The sequence below is a fragment of the Flavobacterium hydrocarbonoxydans genome (assembly GCF_009789235.1).
Lineage (GTDB): Bacteria > Bacteroidota > Bacteroidia > Flavobacteriales > Flavobacteriaceae > Flavobacterium > Flavobacterium hydrocarbonoxydans.
This window is the reverse complement of the sequence record NZ_WSTB01000006.1, coordinates 73,502-90,489: the sequence shown is the minus strand read 5'-3', so window position 1 is coordinate 90,489 and position 16,988 is coordinate 73,502. Positions and strand designations below refer to the sequence as shown.

General features: G+C 35.1%; 9 protein-coding genes. 4 read left to right on the top strand and 5 right to left on the bottom strand.

Annotated elements, in window-relative coordinates; genetic code table 11:
- Window positions 1-60: 60 nt before the first annotated feature.
- The 4 genes from GON26_RS12130 to GON26_RS12115 all read left to right on the top strand — a co-directional run bounded on the left by GON26_RS12130 (window position 61) and on the right by GON26_RS12115 (window position 9,397).
- A complete protein-coding gene (locus tag GON26_RS12130) occupies window positions 61-1,020 on the top strand; it encodes a GSCFA domain-containing protein (protein ID WP_160375037.1) in 960 nt (319 codons plus the stop codon).
- Between the two features lie 173 nt (window positions 1,021-1,193).
- Window positions 1,194-6,308, top strand: coding sequence for a translocation/assembly module TamB domain-containing protein (locus GON26_RS12125; protein ID WP_160375036.1), 5,115 nt, complete (start codon window positions 1,194-1,196; stop codon window positions 6,306-6,308).
- Window positions 6,292-8,607, top strand: a complete 2,316-nt coding sequence (tamL, locus tag GON26_RS12120) for a translocation and assembly module lipoprotein TamL (RefSeq protein ID WP_160375035.1) — start codon at window positions 6,292-6,294, stop codon at window positions 8,605-8,607. The genes GON26_RS12125 and tamL overlap by 17 nt, the downstream gene beginning before the upstream one ends.
- Before the next feature lie 160 nt (window positions 8,608-8,767).
- Window positions 8,768-9,397: a DUF4230 domain-containing protein gene (locus GON26_RS12115; protein ID WP_160375034.1), complete on the top strand. Its 630-nt coding sequence runs from the start codon at window positions 8,768-8,770 to the stop codon at window positions 9,395-9,397.
- A 210-nt stretch (window positions 9,398-9,607) separates the two neighbouring features.
- Here GON26_RS12115 and GON26_RS12110 read toward each other — a convergent pair whose 3' ends face one another.
- The 5 genes from GON26_RS12110 to GON26_RS12090 all read right to left on the bottom strand — a co-directional run bounded on the left by GON26_RS12110 (window position 9,608) and on the right by GON26_RS12090 (window position 16,782).
- Window positions 9,608-11,374: an aromatic amino acid hydroxylase gene (locus tag GON26_RS12110; RefSeq protein WP_160375033.1), complete on the bottom strand. Its 1,767-nt coding sequence runs from the start codon at window positions 11,372-11,374 to the stop codon at window positions 9,608-9,610.
- A gap of 292 nt (window positions 11,375-11,666) precedes the next feature.
- A complete protein-coding gene (locus tag GON26_RS12105; protein WP_160375032.1) occupies window positions 11,667-12,050 on the bottom strand; it encodes a group III truncated hemoglobin in 384 nt (127 codons plus the stop codon).
- A gap of 120 nt (window positions 12,051-12,170) precedes the next feature.
- A complete protein-coding gene (ilvA, locus tag GON26_RS12100; RefSeq protein ID WP_160375031.1) occupies window positions 12,171-13,415 on the bottom strand; it encodes a threonine ammonia-lyase IlvA in 1,245 nt (414 codons plus the stop codon).
- 808 nt (window positions 13,416-14,223) lie between these two features.
- Window positions 14,224-14,760, bottom strand: a complete 537-nt coding sequence (locus GON26_RS12095; protein WP_160375030.1) for a DUF4136 domain-containing protein — start codon at window positions 14,758-14,760, stop codon at window positions 14,224-14,226.
- A 45-nt stretch (window positions 14,761-14,805) separates the two neighbouring features.
- Window positions 14,806-16,782, bottom strand: coding sequence for a urocanate hydratase (locus tag GON26_RS12090; RefSeq protein WP_160375029.1), 1,977 nt, complete (start codon window positions 16,780-16,782; stop codon window positions 14,806-14,808).
- Between the last annotated feature and the right edge of the window lie 206 nt (window positions 16,783-16,988).

Below are 16,988 nucleotides of genomic sequence, written 5' to 3'. Positions count from 1 at the left end.
TTTGTATTTGGTTTTTTTATTGGTGAAAATTCGTGAAATTCGTGTTCTAATAAAACGCAGATGCAATTCAGAACCCAAATACCCATTTCAAAAAGTAATCATCCAATCGATTATCATTCGAAGATACTTTCTTTAGGTTCCTGTTTTGCGGTTAATATGGCCGAGAAATTTGATTATTTCAAATTTCAGAATACGACCAATCCTTTTGGAATTATTTTCAACCCGGTTTCTATAGAGCGTATTATTCAAAGAGCCGTGACAAAGGAATTGTTTACCGTAAAAGATATATTTTTCCACAATGATTTATGGCATTGTTACGAAGTACATTCGGAATTATCGAATCCGGATAAAGATGTTTTTCTGGATAAATTAAATACATTAATTAAAGATTTCAATTATCAAATTACCAAAGTATCTCATTGTCTCATTACTTTTGGTACTTCGTGGGTGTATCGAAATTTAGAAAGCAACAACATTGTTGCCAATTGTCATAAAGTACCTCAAAAGCAATTTACAAAAGAATTATTATCAGTAGATGTAATTCAAAAAAGTATTCAAAATACTATTGATTTAATTCAGAGTTTAAATCCAAATGTAAAATTCATTTTTACCGTTTCTCCAGTTCGCCATATCAAAGATGGTTTTGTAGAAAATCAATTAAGTAAAGCACATTTATTCACAGGTTTACATCATATTGTCACAACTCACAACTCACAACCCACAACTCACATCTACTTCCCAAGCTACGAAATCATGATGGACGAGCTTCGCGATTATCGTTTTTATACCGAAGATATGCTGCATCCTAATCAGGTTGCGATTGATTATATCTGGCAGCGTTTCAGCGAAAATTATATCGAAGAAAATAGTATTCCGACAATGAAATTGGTTTCAGAAATACAAAAAGGACTTACACACCGAAGTTTCAATCCGGATTCTGAGCAGCATCTTGCTTTTTTATCTAAATTGTATTTAAAAATTGACGCTTTACAGCAAAAACATCCTCACATAAAATTTTAAATTACCTATTTTAGAAATCTAAAAAAAGTAAAATAATCCTTATATTTACGTATAATTTTGGAACAAATCCATATAATTATGTAAATCTTTAGCTTATATTTTTTACAATTTTGTAAGCTGTATAATCTGCGCTTTTGCGATGCAAATCTAACCTAATTGTGTTTTGTTGACGTATGAATAAGAAATCCATTCATTTTCTAAAAAAAACACTTCGTGTACTGCTTTGGTGCGTGGGTTCTATAATTGCACTTTTATTGCTTCTGATCCTCTTAATTCAGATTCCTTCGGTTCAGAATTACGCCAAAGATAAAGCGATTACGTATTTACAAAAGAAAATCAAAACCAAAGTTTCATTAGACAGAATCGATATCAATTTCCCTAAAGAAGTAGTGCTGGAAGGTTTTTATTTTGAAGATCAAAAAAAAGATACTTTGCTTAGCGGAAAGAAATTAGAGTTGGATGTTGATTTGTTTAAATTAATCAACAGCGAACTCGAAATTAACTCGGTTTCATTAGAAAATACTACTGCGAATATTTCCCGAAACAAAGACGGCGTTTTCAATTTTGATTATATCATAAAAGCATTCGAATCGAAAGAACCGAAAGTAGAAGACCCCGATAGTAAACCTTTTAAAATTTCGGTTGTAAAAGTAAATCTGGACAATGTGAAGTTTAATTTTAAGGATGATTTTGCAAAAAATGATGTTCGTGTAAAGTTGACACATTTTGATACTTATTTCAATAAATTCGATTTGGATAAAATGGATTTCGATATTCCAAATATTGATTTACATGGATTGAAGGTGGTTTTAGACCAGGATGTTGTCGAAAAAATCGCTGAGGTTTCTGTAAATACGGTAGATACTATTTCGAAAAGAAAAGATTTCAAATTAAAATTAGATAAAATCAGTTTGTCTAAAATTGATATTTTATACGATAATAAAGACACAAAATTGGGTTCCGGAATTGCTCTTGGCAATTTAGATTTGAAAGTAAATGCAATCGATTTGAACAGGCAAATGCTGGATTTTGATTCTTTCGGACTAAAAAATCTAAAAGGAAATCTGCTTTTGGGGGCCAAAGACAAACAACTTAAAACTCCTAATTTAGATTCTACCGCTATCAAACAATCGGGCTGGAAAGTGAAACTGAATACGGTTGATTTACAAAATATTGCCTTCAAATTTGATGATATGCAATCGAAACCTACGCTAAAAGGAATTGATTACAGTCACCTTGATCTGAATAAATTCAATTTGAAAGCGGAGAAATTATATTACGGAAACGATACAATTTCGGGAAACATAAAAACCTTTACTGTGAACGAAAAAAAGGGTTTGCAAATTCAGTCTTTCAAAACGGATTTCTTTTACGGACCTAAAAATGCTTCGTTGAATAATTTGTATTTAAGAACGCCACAAACACTTTTGAAGGATAAAATTAAAGTTGCGTATATCTCGATTGCTGACATTTCTAAGAATCTTGGAAATCTTAGTTTAGAAGCAAATCTAAAGGATTCAAAAGTAGCTTTTAAAGATGTTTTGCTTATAGTTCCAACTTTAGAAAAGCAGGATATTTTCAGAAGAAATCCGAATGCAGTTTTGCTTTTGAATACGCGTCTGAACGGAAAAGTGAAAGATCTGAATATTCAGCAATTCGAAATGAGCGGCATTGGGAGTACGAATGTTTCTCTTTCGGGGAAGATAAAAGGAATGCCAAATGCAGAAAAAGCTTATTTTGATCTGGACATAAAAAAACTGCAGAGTTCGTCGAAAGATGTGACTTCTTTCGTGCCAAAAGGCACGATTCCGACGAATATTCAGCTGCCTTCACAATTTAATGTAAAAGGAAAATTTAAAGGATCTGTTCAGAATTTCAAAACAAATTTGGCTTTAAACAGTAGCTTTGGTAATGCAAAAGTAGATGCTTTATTCGATCAGAGTATTAAAAAAGCAGAGAAATATGATGCGACCGTTTATTTGCTGGATTTTGATTTAGGAAGATTAATCAAAAACGATTCGCTTGGAAAAATTACCCTTAAAGCGAAAGTAAAAGGCAAAGGTTTAGACCCAAAAACAGCTAGAGCAGAATTGGACGGTCTTGTTCAGAAAGCGGTTTTTAATAAATATGTATATCGAAATTTAACGTTGAAAGGAAATATTGCCAACGGAAATTTCGCTGTAAAATCAGGTATGAACGATCCGAATTTGTATTTTGATTTGGTGGCCAACGGAAATGCCAATGATAAATATCCATCAGGAAAAATAAAATTAAACCTGGATATTGCAGATTTGGAAAAGCTAAATCTGCATGCCGGACCAATGAAACTTCGCGGGAATATTGATGCAGATATTGCCAATAGTAACCCGGATTTCCTTAACGGAAAAGTGTTTTTATCGAATATTCAGATTTTGCAAAGTGCTGAACCAATTGTTTTAGATTCGATGAAAATTATTGCAGTCGCAGATAATAACCATAATAATATCAAAATATCTTCTCAGTTTTTGAAAGCTGAAATGGATGGGAAATACAAATTATCGACACTTTCGAATAGTTTGAAAAAGTCGCTTTCAAAATATATTGATTTGCCGGCTTCAAATTCAAAAGTAAAAACGACTTCAGACGACCAAAATATTACGTTGAATATAAGTGTTGAAAACGACCCTATTTTATTCCGATTGGTTCCTTCATTAACAAGTCTGGAACCGATTAAAATTACAGGAAAATATAATAATGTAGCCGATTCTTTAGAAATAAAAGGAACTTTCCCGAGAATTGTATACGCGAATAATATCATTTCTGACGGAAAAATCAATGTGGAAACCAAAGACAATGCGTTGAATTATAACGTTTCAGTTGGTACAATAGAAAGCGGTTCGCTGAAAATTCCGTTTACCAGTTTAGTAGGTAAAGTCGAAAATAATATCCTGAGTTATGCTTTAGAGGTAAAAGATGCTAAAGAAAAACAGCAATATTTTATTGCGGGCGAATTACTTCGTGAAAATTCAAAAAATACCATAAAATTGAATGCTGAAAATTTCGTCCTTAATTATGACAAATGGAATTTGAATGCTGAAAATTCGATTGAATTTGGAGATAAAAGATTATATGTAAATAAATTTTTCCTGGACAATGCAGGAAACGAATTAAAAATACAATCGCAGGGAAATCAGGATAATGCACCCTTAAAAGTTGATTTTGTCAATTTTAAAATCGAAACGATTTTGAACATGGTCAAAAAAGACAAACTGTTGATGCAGGGCTTAATAAATGGTTCAGCTTTGGTAGAAAATGTGATGACCAAACCCACTTTTACTTCAGACTTAAAAATCGATGAATTTGCTTTCAGAGGCGAAGCTGTTGGTGATATTGCGATTAAAGTAGATAACAAAACCGCAAATACGCTAGCCGCCAATGTCAATTTGAGCGGAGAAGGAAATGATGTAAATCTTGCAGGAGATTATAAAATTGATGCAGGTAATTTTGATTTTGATGTCGATATCAAGCATTTAAACATCAAAAGCATCCAGGGTTTTACTATGGGAAATGTGACTGACGGAACCGGATTTTTATCAGGGAATTTCAAACTTACAGGCAATACGGCATCACCAAAAATTGCAGGAGAATTGAATTTTAATGATGCTGGTTTCAGAATCACACAACTGAATTCTTATTTTAAAACAAACAAAGAAAAAATCACTTTTCAGAATGAGGTAATCACTTTTGATAAATTTACCCTTTATGACGAAAATGACAACGAATTATTTGTAAATGGAACTATTCGTTCGGCTGATTTTAGAACCTATAATTTTGGATTAACCGTTCAGGCAGATGATTTTAGAGCGATACATTCAAAAGCAGCGGATAATGATTTGTTCTACGGCGATTTATTTTTGGATACAAAACTCAACATTCAGGGAACGCTGGAAAGTCCTGTTGTAAACGGAAATATCAAAATCAATAAGGAAACTAAATTTACGGTTGTTCTGCCACAATCTGATCCGTCAATTGCCGATAGAGAGGGAATTGTAGAGTTTGTTGATGAGGATAATGTCTATTTGAAACATACGGTTGATATGCAGCAAAAACTCAATCAGTCGGAGTTGAAAGGCATGGACGTGAGTGTGGCGATTTCGATTGATAAAGAGGCTGAGCTGACATTAGTCATTGATAAAGGAAACGGCGATTACTTAAATTTAAAAGGAGAAGCGGAACTTACTGGCGGAATTGACCCTTCCGGGAAAACTACGCTGACGGGCAAATACGAGTTTACGGATGGTGCTTATGAGATGAATTTTAACATGATTCGCCGAAAGTTTACGATTCAAAAAGGAAGTTATATTATCTGGAATGGCGAGCCTACCATGGCAAGTTTGAATATTACGGCCATTTATGAAGTAGAAACGGCTCCGATTGACCTACTAGGAAATCAGTTGCCAACAGATAATCCGACCATTCGAAATACCTATAAACAGAAGATTCCGTTTGAGACCCATTTGAAAATGAATGGCGAATTACTGAAACCAGAAATTACATTTGACATTGTGCTTCCTGACGGAAATTATGGTGTTTCTACAGATGTTGTCAATCTTACGCAAACTAAATTGTCGCAGTTGCGTCAGGAGCCGGCAGAGCTGAATAAACAGGTTTTTGCCCTTTTATTATTGAATCGTTTTATTGGCGAAAATCCGTTTGCGAGTGAAAGCGGCGGAACCAGTGCCGAATCTTTGGCCAGACAAAGTGTGAGCAAGATTCTTTCGCAGCAATTAAATGATTTAGCGGGTGAATTGATCAAAGGAGTTGAACTTGAATTTGACTTAGAATCTACTGATGATTATACAACAGGAACCAGAGAAAACAGAACGGATTTGAATGTTGGCGTTTCTAAAAAACTGCTGAATGATCGGTTAAAAGTTACGGTTGGAAGTAGTTTTGGAGTAGAAGGTCAGGAGCGTGCCAATGAAGAAAGTACCAATATTGCAGGAGACGTAGCACTAGATTATCAATTGACAAAAGATGGACGTTATATGGTTCGTGCGTATCGAAAAAATGAATATCAGGTGGCAGTTGAAGGGCAGGTGATCGAAACCGGAGTTGCTTTTATTATCACGATGAGTTACAATAAATTCAGAGAACTTTTTCACCGAAGTGAAGCAGAAAAAGAAATTATTAGAGAAGAAAAATTGCAGAAGGAAAAGAAAAAACAAAAAGAGAAAGAGCAAAAAGCGAAGGAAGAAAAAGAAGAGAAAGAAGAAAATAAAATTGAAGGAAATGAGCAAAAGACATAGCAATATGAAAGCGAGATATAATCCATATTTTATACTGCTATCCTTATTTTTTATTTTCGGATGCAGTAATACGAAATATTTACCTGAAGGCGATTTGCTCTACACAGGAGCTTCAGTTACCGTTGAGGATTCTATCATTAAAAAGAAAGAAAGAAAAGCACTCGAAAAAGAGTTAGAAGGCTTATTACGCCCTTTACCAACGAAACAAATTTTAGGATTACGTCCTAAATTATGGATCTATAACTTAGCCGGTGAACCTAAAAAAGAAAAAGGATTCAGACATTGGCTGCGAACTAAAGTAGGCGAAGAACCGGTGCTTTTTAGTAAAGTTGATTTAGATTACAATGCTTCCATTTTGAGAAATTTTACGGAGAACAGAGGTTATTTTAAAACCAGGGTAAGTGCTGATTCGACTGCAAAAAACAAAAGAGTTACTGCTGAATATACCGTTTGGCCCAAAAGGCAATACAAGATAAAAAGTGTAAAATTTCCGGAAGATTCTACAGACTTAGGAAAAGCAATTGACAGAACCAGCCGTAGAAGTTTGCTTAAAGTGGGAAGACCATACGATTTGGATGTGATTAAAGCCGAACGCGAACGCATAGATGCAAGACTGAAAGAAAAAGGATTTTATTATTTTAATCCGGATTATATTTTGGCGCAGGTAGATAGTACAAAAGGGGATTACGAAGTCAATATTAAATTAAAAATAAAAGAAGAAACACCCGAGAAAGCAACTATTGCTTATAAAATCGATAAAATTGTAGTGTATCCGAATTTTATACTTTCAAAAGACAGTTTAAAATTCAAACAGGAAGATGTTGTACAGTACAAGGATTTTACCATAATCGATACGGCAGACACTTTTAAGCCAAGAGTTTTTGACAGAGCTATTTATTTTAAAAAAGGAGATTTCTATAATCGAAAAGATCATAATCTTACCCTGAATCGATTTGTGAATCTGGGAACTTTTAGCTTTGTGAAAAATGAATTCAGAACTTCGGATAGTTTAAAAAACACTTTGGATTCGTATTATTATTTAACGCTTTTACCAAAGAAATTTATTCGCGTTGAGGTTTTAGGAAAAACCAATTCTGCGAGTTACACAGGTACAGAAGTTAGTGTTAACTGGAACAATAGAAACCTTTTTCGTGGTGCTGAATTGCTTACTGTTTCTTTATTTGGCGGAGCCGATTTTCAGCTTTCCGGACAGAATAACGGAAAAAATATTTACAAACTAGGAGCAGAAACAAGCCTGACCTGGCCAAGATTTGTGTCACCATTTAATTGGGAAGGTTCCAGCGAATTTGTGCCCAGAACTCGGGCGACATTGCGTTATGAATATCAAAACAGAACCCAGCTTTATGCTTTGAATTCGTTTAAAACGTCTTTTGGATATTTGTGGAAAGAGAACATCCGAAAAGAACATCAGCTGAATGTTATAGATGTTACATACGTAAGTCCAAATCATGTTACAGCGGAGTATCAGCAAGATATTGATGAAGATGAATCTTTAGGAAAAGTGATTGAAAAACAATTAATTTTCGGGCCTACATACTCGTTCACGTACACCAATACGATGCAAAAGCGTAAAAAAAATACGTTTTATTTTAATGGTGAACTGGATTTGGCTGGAAATATTACGGGTTTAGTTTCGGGAGCAAATGCTAAGAAAGGTGATACTATCAAAATTTTTGATGTTCCGTTTAGTCAATTTGTGAAAATAAAAGCGGATTTAAGACATTATTTAAAACTCTCCAAAGATAGTGAACTGGCCAGCAGAATCATTGTTGGTGCCGGATTTGCTTACGGAAACTCAACTGCTTTGCCAACCTCAAAGCAATTTGTGGTAGGAGGAACCAATAGTATTCGTGCTTTTAGAGCCAGAACACTTGGGCCAGGAAGTTATCTAAATACGGAGACTAGTAATTCTTATTTACCTGACCAATCCGGAGATTTAAAATTGGAATTCAATACCGAATACAGAGCAAAGCTGTTTAGCATTGTGAGAGGTGCTTTGTTTGTGGATGCTGGAAATATCTGGCTTTTAAATGCCGATCCCAACAAACCAGGAGGTGAGATTTCTAAAGATTTTATGAATGATATTGCAGTAGGTGCAGGAGCTGGTTTGCGTTTTGATTTATCATTTTTGGTCTTAAGAACCGATTTGGCATTTCCGCTTAGAAAGCCTTATTTACCCGAAGGAGAAAGATGGGTGGTAGATGACATAAATTTTGGAAGTGGTCCGTGGAGAAAAGAAAATCTGATTCTGAATATCGCTATTGGGTATCCTTTTTAAGTTTTTTTCGCCACGAATTCACGAATTTTTGTTGACTTGCAACGGGATTTAGCGAATTTTGATTTCGTGAAATTTTAATTATTTTATCAAAGTTTTATTAGTGAAAATTCGTGAAATTCGTGGCAAACTTTTTAGTAAATTGGTCTAATAAATTAATGGAATGCAAAATTTAATAAAAAGAATATTAGTTTTAGGCGCTGCGGTACTTCTGATAGTATTGGCTTTCAAATATTGTGAGTTCAAAAAAGAAGACGATTCTACGATTGATTATAATACCAATTTAATTCAGCAGCAAATTCTCAATGTTGGGAAATTAGTCGTTACCGAAGGCCATTTCTCTGAAGTCTTGACCTATAAAAACCAACAGAAGTATTTGATGGATATGGTTTCTTTTGATAAAAAAGCTTTGGTTGTAGTCAATGCCAATGTTACGGTTGCCTACGATTTGCATAAAATGAAATACGACATCGACGAAAAAAATAAAACGATTACAATTCTCAATATTCCGAAAGAAGAAATTACGATCAATCCTGATATTCAGTTTTATGATGTGGAGCAAAGCAAACTGAATCCTTTTACGGGAGATGATTATAACAAAATCAACAAATCAGTAAAAGCAAACCTGGCTAAGAAAATCGAAAAATCATCCCTAAAATCAAATGCTCAAAACAGATTAATTACCGAATTGTCTAAGATTTTAATTCTAACCAACACCATGGGCTGGAAATTGCAATACAACGGAAAAACGATTGAAAACGAGAAGGATTTTAATCAGGATTTGAAATTGTAAAGAAAGGTTCAAAGGTACAGAGAAACAAAGGAACAAGGTTTTTTTGCCACAGATTAAACGATTTATTGAATAGCCTCCAGCTTTAGCTGGAGGTATTTATCATACAATTTAAAAGGCTTTAGCCAAACTATTTTTTGGCTAAAGCCTCTTTAATTGACTTTATTTTTCCTCCAGCTAAAGCTGGAGGCTATTCAAGAAAATCTTCGAGCCTTAGTGCCTTTGCGGCAAAGAACTATCAAAAATCAAATCCAATCCACCAGCAATTAAATGTGCCACTTCAGGACGTTTTTCTTTCAGTTTATCCAGGTAAACCAAGACTTCCTGCAAAAGCTGTTTTTCATCAGTATCTTTTAAAAGTTCTGCAATTTCTATAGCAAGCAGCCAATCGTTAGGATGATTGTTTTGCAGTTTTTCAAAGACATTTTTTAGTTCCAATTTAGAATCTTTACTTTCTCTAATCAGGCGAACGGTTTGGTATAAAACCTCCAAATCATCGCGTTCTGCCGAATGTTTGGCTTTTATAGTAGTAGTTTTTGGAACATTATTGATTAAGTCAAAGCTATTTACATCTGCTGGTCCGGAAAAGGCAGAAACCACTTTTTTACCAATTGCCATATCGTAATTTCCCCATTCAGGCTGAAACAAAATGGTTTCGCCATGGGTTACGGTACAATTTCTAAAACTGATTAAAATAATTTCGCCATGTAGGTTTCTGGAACCTGTAATGATTTCGCCTTTGACAATAATATTTCCTTCAAATTCCAGTTTTACCGACTCGTTTTCGACAATGCTATAGGCTTGTAAATCCTTTGGGCTCATGTCTTCAATTGCTAAATTAAAACCTTTCAGTTTCCCAATCGGGCTACCAAAACCATGCGGATGCGTCAAAGTTCCGTGGCCAACCAATTCTTTTTCGCGGTACGATAAAGCTGTTTTTCCGGTAGTCTGAATGTAAACTGGTTTTCCTTCTTCTTCGATAACATTGGTAAAAACCCCCGAAATTTGCAAACCAGTACTCAATTCAATTGTTCCTAAAGCATTCGATTGAATCAGTTTTTTAATTCCGGAAAGTCCTCCGGTTCTAAGCGCCATTTTATTAGCAAATTCTTCCAGAATCAAACTCAAATGCGAGAAAGTTGGTGTAACATAAAGTTGCGGTTGCAGTTGTGTAATATCAAAATTTTGATTCGCAGCCGAGATATCATAAGGAATTTTCTTTACGTTATCTGTCATGCACCAGGCACTTTCACCAATTGAGGAAAGCAATCCGGCACCGTAAATTTTTGGGTCTTCAACCGTTCCAATCAAACCGTATTCTACTGTCCACCAATGTAGATTTCGAATCTGAGCCATTTCAGACAATTCGCCCATATTGTTTTGCAAATCGGCAACTGCTTTTTCGGCTTCGTCTATTTTTTCCTGTGGCGTATCTTCGGCTTCTTTCAAGATCGAAAGCAATCGAATCGCCTCGTACATTTGGTAATCTTTGTGCGACGAAATCGCTTTGCAGCCAATTTCTCCAAAACGACGCAAATATTCCGCATATTCAGGATTGGCAATAATAGGAGCGTGACCGGCACCTTCGTGAATAATATCTGGCGCAGGTGTATATTCAATGTGTTCTAATTGTCGAATGTCTGAAGCAATCACCAAAACATTATAAGCCTGAAATTCCATAAAAGCATTTGGCGGAATAAATCCGTCAACGGCAACGGCAGCCCAGCCAATTTCGGTTAGAATACGATTCATGCCGTACATACTCGGAATCGAATCAATCTCAATTCCGGTTTTTTTTAAACCATCGAGATAAGAATGATGCGCTACTTTTGACAAATAATCCACGTTTTTGCGCATTACATAACGCCAAACTGCCTGATTAATTGGCGTATAATCGCTATAATCCTGAGGTTTAATAAATTGCTTTAAATGTTTTGGCAATCGCTCTAATAATGGATTTGTTTCTATTCTTGCATTCATTTCGAAATCGTTGTAGATTAGAATGTAAAATTACGGATTTAAGACGCTATTTTTTGTTAATAGTGACAAAAAATTATTCAAAATTTTGGTTTTTTTGTATTTTTCGTAAGTATTATTTTCTTGAAAAAATGTCAATCTGTTTAGGAAAAAGGTTCTTATGAAAAAGATTGCCCTAGCCCTGATAGAAGTGGAAATCCTTTTGTGGCGGGGTTCGCCACAAAAGATTGAAACGGATAGCAGGAAATAGCTCCTGATAATCTACTTGAAAAGTCTTTTTGTTTATGAGGAAAGATTATTGATTCTCCAAATTCCTAAAATATTCAATTTTATAATTGAACATGTAGGCCATATTGGCGGCACGAACTTTGGCTTCTTCGGCTAGTTTGCCAACAAATAAAGAATCTACAGTCGAAGTAAAAAGTTCCATCCAGCGATCAAAATGCGTTTGATTGACAGGTAATTGTTTGTGCGGCGGAAACGGAGTTCCGGAATAGGTATGTTCTTCCAGTAGAATGGTTTGCCAAAAACGATACATTTTTTCCAGATGTTCAGGCCATCTTCCCATCATTTTCTGATTGAAAATCGGACCAATTAAATCATCTTTCTGCACTTTTTCGTAAAATGTATTTACCAAAAGTTTAATGTCGTCGAGGTTTGCAATATCTTGAGTTACCATGTTTTTAAATAAATAAATTCTTAGCGAATCTTAGCGAGAAACTTTGTGAATCTCTTTGAAAAAGCTATGCCGCAAAGTTACACAAAGAACAAGCAGAGATTCTTAAAATTCCTGCAAAGTTTACCCAATTAACTGTGTGAACAAATTTGGATTATCATTCAAATATTGAAATTCGAAACCATTTTTGGTCATATTTAGTTTTATTGATAAAATATCTTTTTTGTTTTTTAATTCTAAACCTACGACAACTGAGCCCATCTCACGACTGGTTTTCTTTGCAAACTGAAAATAGGTGATATCGTCATCAGGTCCTAAAATGTTGTTTACAAATTCTTTAAGTGCTCCGGGGCGTTGTGGAAACTGAATCATAAAATAATGCATCAAGCCTTCGTAAAGTAGCGAACGCTCTTTTATTTCGGCGGTTCTTTCGATGTCATTATTACTTCCGCTGACTACGCAAACGACGGTTTTGCCTATTATTTTATCTTTATAAAAATCCAAAGCAGCAATGGTTAGAGCTCCCGCAGGTTCGACTACCATGGCTTCTTCGTTGTATAAACGTAAAATGGTCGTGCAAACTTTTCCTTCAGGAACCAATATAATATCCTCTAGATTTTCGCGGCAGATTTCAAAAGTAATATCGCCAACTTGTTTGACAGCGGCGCCATCAACAAATTTATCAATCGAAGTTAGAGCGGTATTTTTATTTTCCTGGATCGAATTTTTCATGGATGGAGCACCTTTTGGTTCCACACCAATGATTTTGGTATTCGGACTTAATTGCTTAAAAACGGTCGATAAGCCAGAAGCCAATCCGCCACCGCCAATCGGAACAAAGACATAATCGATGGGTTCTTTGAAGCTTTCCAGAATCTCTAAACCTACAGTTCCCTGACCTGCGATAACTTTTAGATCATCAAAAGGATGAATGAATATTTTGTGATTTTTGACTGCATCTGCGGTCGCTGAGGCATACGCATCATCAAAAGTGTCTCCGGTAAGCACAATTTCTACAAAGGATTTCCCGAATAATTGTACTTGTTTTACTTTTTGCTTCGGAGTAGTTTTCGGCATATAGATTTTGCCTTTTATTTGTAGAAGATGACAGGAATATGCCACACCCTGCGCGTGATTTCCGGCACTTGCACAAACAATTCCGGTTGCTTTTTCTGAATCGTTTAACGAAGAAATTTTGTTGTAAGCACCTCTTATTTTATACGAACGAACGATTTGCAAATCTTCTCTTTTTAATAAAATAGTAGCTTTGAATTCGTCTGAAAGATTCAAATTTTGGGTTAGTGGCGTAGCGGCTACTACGTTTTCGAGTTGCTTTTTTGCTGCAAGTACTTCGTTAAATAGATTCATTAGTATTGTTTTTTTTTTGCCACGAATTTGCTTCGCCTGTTCGCTATCGCTCGGGGCACGAATTTTTTTTAGTATTTATTTTAACCACAAATTACACAAATTTTCACAAATTACTTTTCTGAAGAACTTAGATATGAAATTTTAATTTGTGTGAATTTGCGTAATTTGAGGTCGTTTAAATTTTAAGTATGATAATTTAATTCGTGAATTCGTGGCTATTTTTTTGTTTTATATTTTAACCACAAATTACACAAATTTTCGCAAATTGTTTTTTCTAAAAGAGATTCCATATTGAATTTTAATTTGTGTGAATTTGCGTATTTAGCAGTTGTTTAAATTTAGGCATGATAATTTAATTCGTGAATTCGTGGCTGTTTTTTTGTTTTATATTTTAACCACAAATTACACAAATTTTCGCAAATTGTTTTTCTAAAAGAGATTCCATATTGAATTTTAATTTGTGTGAATTTGCATAATTAGCGGTTGTTTAAATTTTAGGCATGATAATTTAATTCGTGAATTCGTCGCTGTTTTTTTAATTTTTATTTATTTACAAAAAAAACCTCCCGATTTGGGAGGTTTCATAAATTATATTGTTGTATTTAATTTATATAACACCTCGCCATTATTGCTTAATTGCAATAATGTTAATAGCGATAATTATGTTATTTAAATTTGTCATTTTCTGTTTATTGAAAACAAATATATTAATTATTTTGGAAATATTTAGTAAATAGTCCTTAGTCCTTAGTTTTAAAGTTTTTTTGGAAAAGCCTAAGACTAATCACTAAGGACTAATTACTAAGGACTATTTCTTAACCGGAGGATATTGTGCTAAAATTTTGCTTACAAATTCGGCTATTTTTTCGTCTTTTTTATCAACGTTTTTAGTCAAAGTTCCAATTCCTTCACCTTGCCAGATCATTTCTTTCTTTTTAGCATCGATAAAATCAATGAATAACGTTCCCTGAGTCGAAGTCGAAACGGTAGTTTGTCCGCCGTACATCATATAAGGATTCCAACCCCAGCCCCAGCCGTAGCCCCAGCCTGCATTAAACTGATTGACATCAACCTGCTCTCTGGATTTGGTAAAAATGTTGACTAATAAATCAGGATTTTCGCTTTTGGTAAAACCTTTGGCTTGCATTTGTGCATCAATTGCGTGTAGAATTCGTCTTTTATCCAAGTCAGAAATTTCGACCTTGTCAATTCCGGGCTTAAAGAAAGCGTAGGTTTTATAAGGTGCAAAATCTACATTTTTGTCATAATCAGAATACACAGTAACACTGCTACAGGAAGAAAGTATCAAAAGCAAAAAAATCGGTACTAATTTTAAGGTTCTCATATTTTAAAGATTTAATGTTTTTATTATAAAGAAAGTAACTTTAAACTAAAATAAATTTTCATCTACGATATTTGGTAACGTCACTTTAAGCAAAGGTTCCACTTCCATCGCTCTTTTTATAGCGAAAATAGCTTCCTCATTTCGGGCCCAGCTTCGTCTTGAAATTCCGTTGTTAACATCCCAGAAAAGCATTGATGCTAAACGTTTTGACGCTTCTTTAGAACCATCAAGAACCATACCAAAGCCACCATTAATAACCTCTCCCCAGCCAACGCCGCCGCCGTTATGTATAGAAACCCAGGTTGCTCCTCTAAAGCTATCTCCGATCACGTTTTGTATGGCCATATCGGCTGTAAATCGGGATCCGTCGTAGATATTTGAAGTTTCTCTGTACGGAGAATCAGTTCCGGAAACATCGTGATGATCGCGTCCTAAAACTACTGTCCCAATTTCGCCTTTGGCAATTGCCTGGTTAAAAGCTTCAGCAATTTTGATTCGGCCTTCAGCATCTGCGTACAAAATTCTGGCCTGTGAACCTACCACGAGTTTATTTTCCTGAGCGCCTTTTATCCATTTGATATTATCCTGCATTTGTTGCTGAATTTCATCAGGAGCGGTTTTCGCCATTTCTTCCAAAACCTGACTGGCAATAGCATCTGTTTTTTGTAAATCCTCTGGTTTTCCAGAAGTGCAAACCCATCTAAAAGGCCCAAAACCGTAATCAAAACACATTGGTCCCATAATATCCTGAACGTAACTCGGATATTTAAAATCGATATTATTTTCGGCCATTACATCAGCACCAGCGCGAGAAGCTTCAAGTAAAAAAGCATTTCCGTAGTCGAAAAAGTAAGTTCCTTTTGCCGTGTGTTTGTTGATGGCAGCTGCATGTCTGCGTAATGTTTCCTGTACTTTTTCTTTGAATAAATCCGGATTGTTTGCCATCATTTCATTGGCTTCTTCAAACGAAATTCCAACAGGATAATAACCTCCAGCCCAGGGATTATGAAGCGAAGTCTGGTCTGAACCTAAGTCAATCTGGATATTTTCTTTATCAAAAGTTTCCCAAACATCAACTACATTTCCTAAATAGGCAATCGAAACAATTTCTTTGTTAGCTTTCGCCGAATTGACTCTCTCGACCAATTCTTCAGTCGAAGTTACGATCTCGTTAATCCATCCTTGTTCGTGGCGAATTTTAGTGATTTTAGGATTTACTTCGGCACAAACGGTGATACAACCCGCAATATTTCCAGCTTTTGGCTGTGCTCCAGACATTCCGCCAAGTCCGGAAGTAACAAATAAATTGCCTTCAGGATTTTTCTTTATTTTTCTAAAACCATTCAGAACCGTAATTGTAGTTCCGTGTACAATTCCTTGTGGTCCAATGTACATATAACTTCCAGCCGTCATTTGCCCGTATTGCGAAACGCCTAAAGCATTCATTTTTTCCCAATCGTCCGGTTTGGAGTAATTCGGAATCACCATTCCGTTCGTAACCACCACTCTTGGCGCTTCTTTATGCGAAGGAAATAATCCCATTGGATGACCAGAATACATGGTTAACGTCTGCTCGTCTGTCATTTCAGACAAATATTGCATCGTTAATAAATATTGTGCCCAGTTCTGGAAAACAGCTCCGTTACCGCCATACGTAATCAATTCATGCGGATGTTGTGCCACAGCATAATCCAGATTGTTCTGAATCATGTGCATAATTGCTTTTGCCTGTACAGATTTTCCAGGATATTCGTCGATAGGCCGAGCGTACATTTTGTAATCAGGACGCAGACGATACATGTAAATACGACCGTATGTTTCTAATTCTTCTGAAAATTCCGGAAGTAATTCGGCGTGATGTTGGGCGTCAAAATAGCGTAAAGCATTTTTTAGAGCCAGTTTTTTCTCTTCTGCCGAAAGAATTTCTTTTCGTTTTGGAGCGTGATTAATCGCTAAATCGTATTGTTTTTTTGAAGGTAAAACCGATGGAATTCCTTGTTGTATTTGTTCTTTGAAAGTCATTTTTTTAAGGTGCTAAGTTGCTAAGATTCTGAGTTGCTAAGGTTTCATGTTTGAAATGAAAATCTGCAACTGATTATATTCTGTTAAAAAATGAACTAAGGATAACGAATATCCGATCTGTGATAAGATTTGTGGATTTTAATCCTAAATTTTCTTGATTGGATATCCATTTATAATTTTAGATTTTAGATTTTAGATTTTAGATT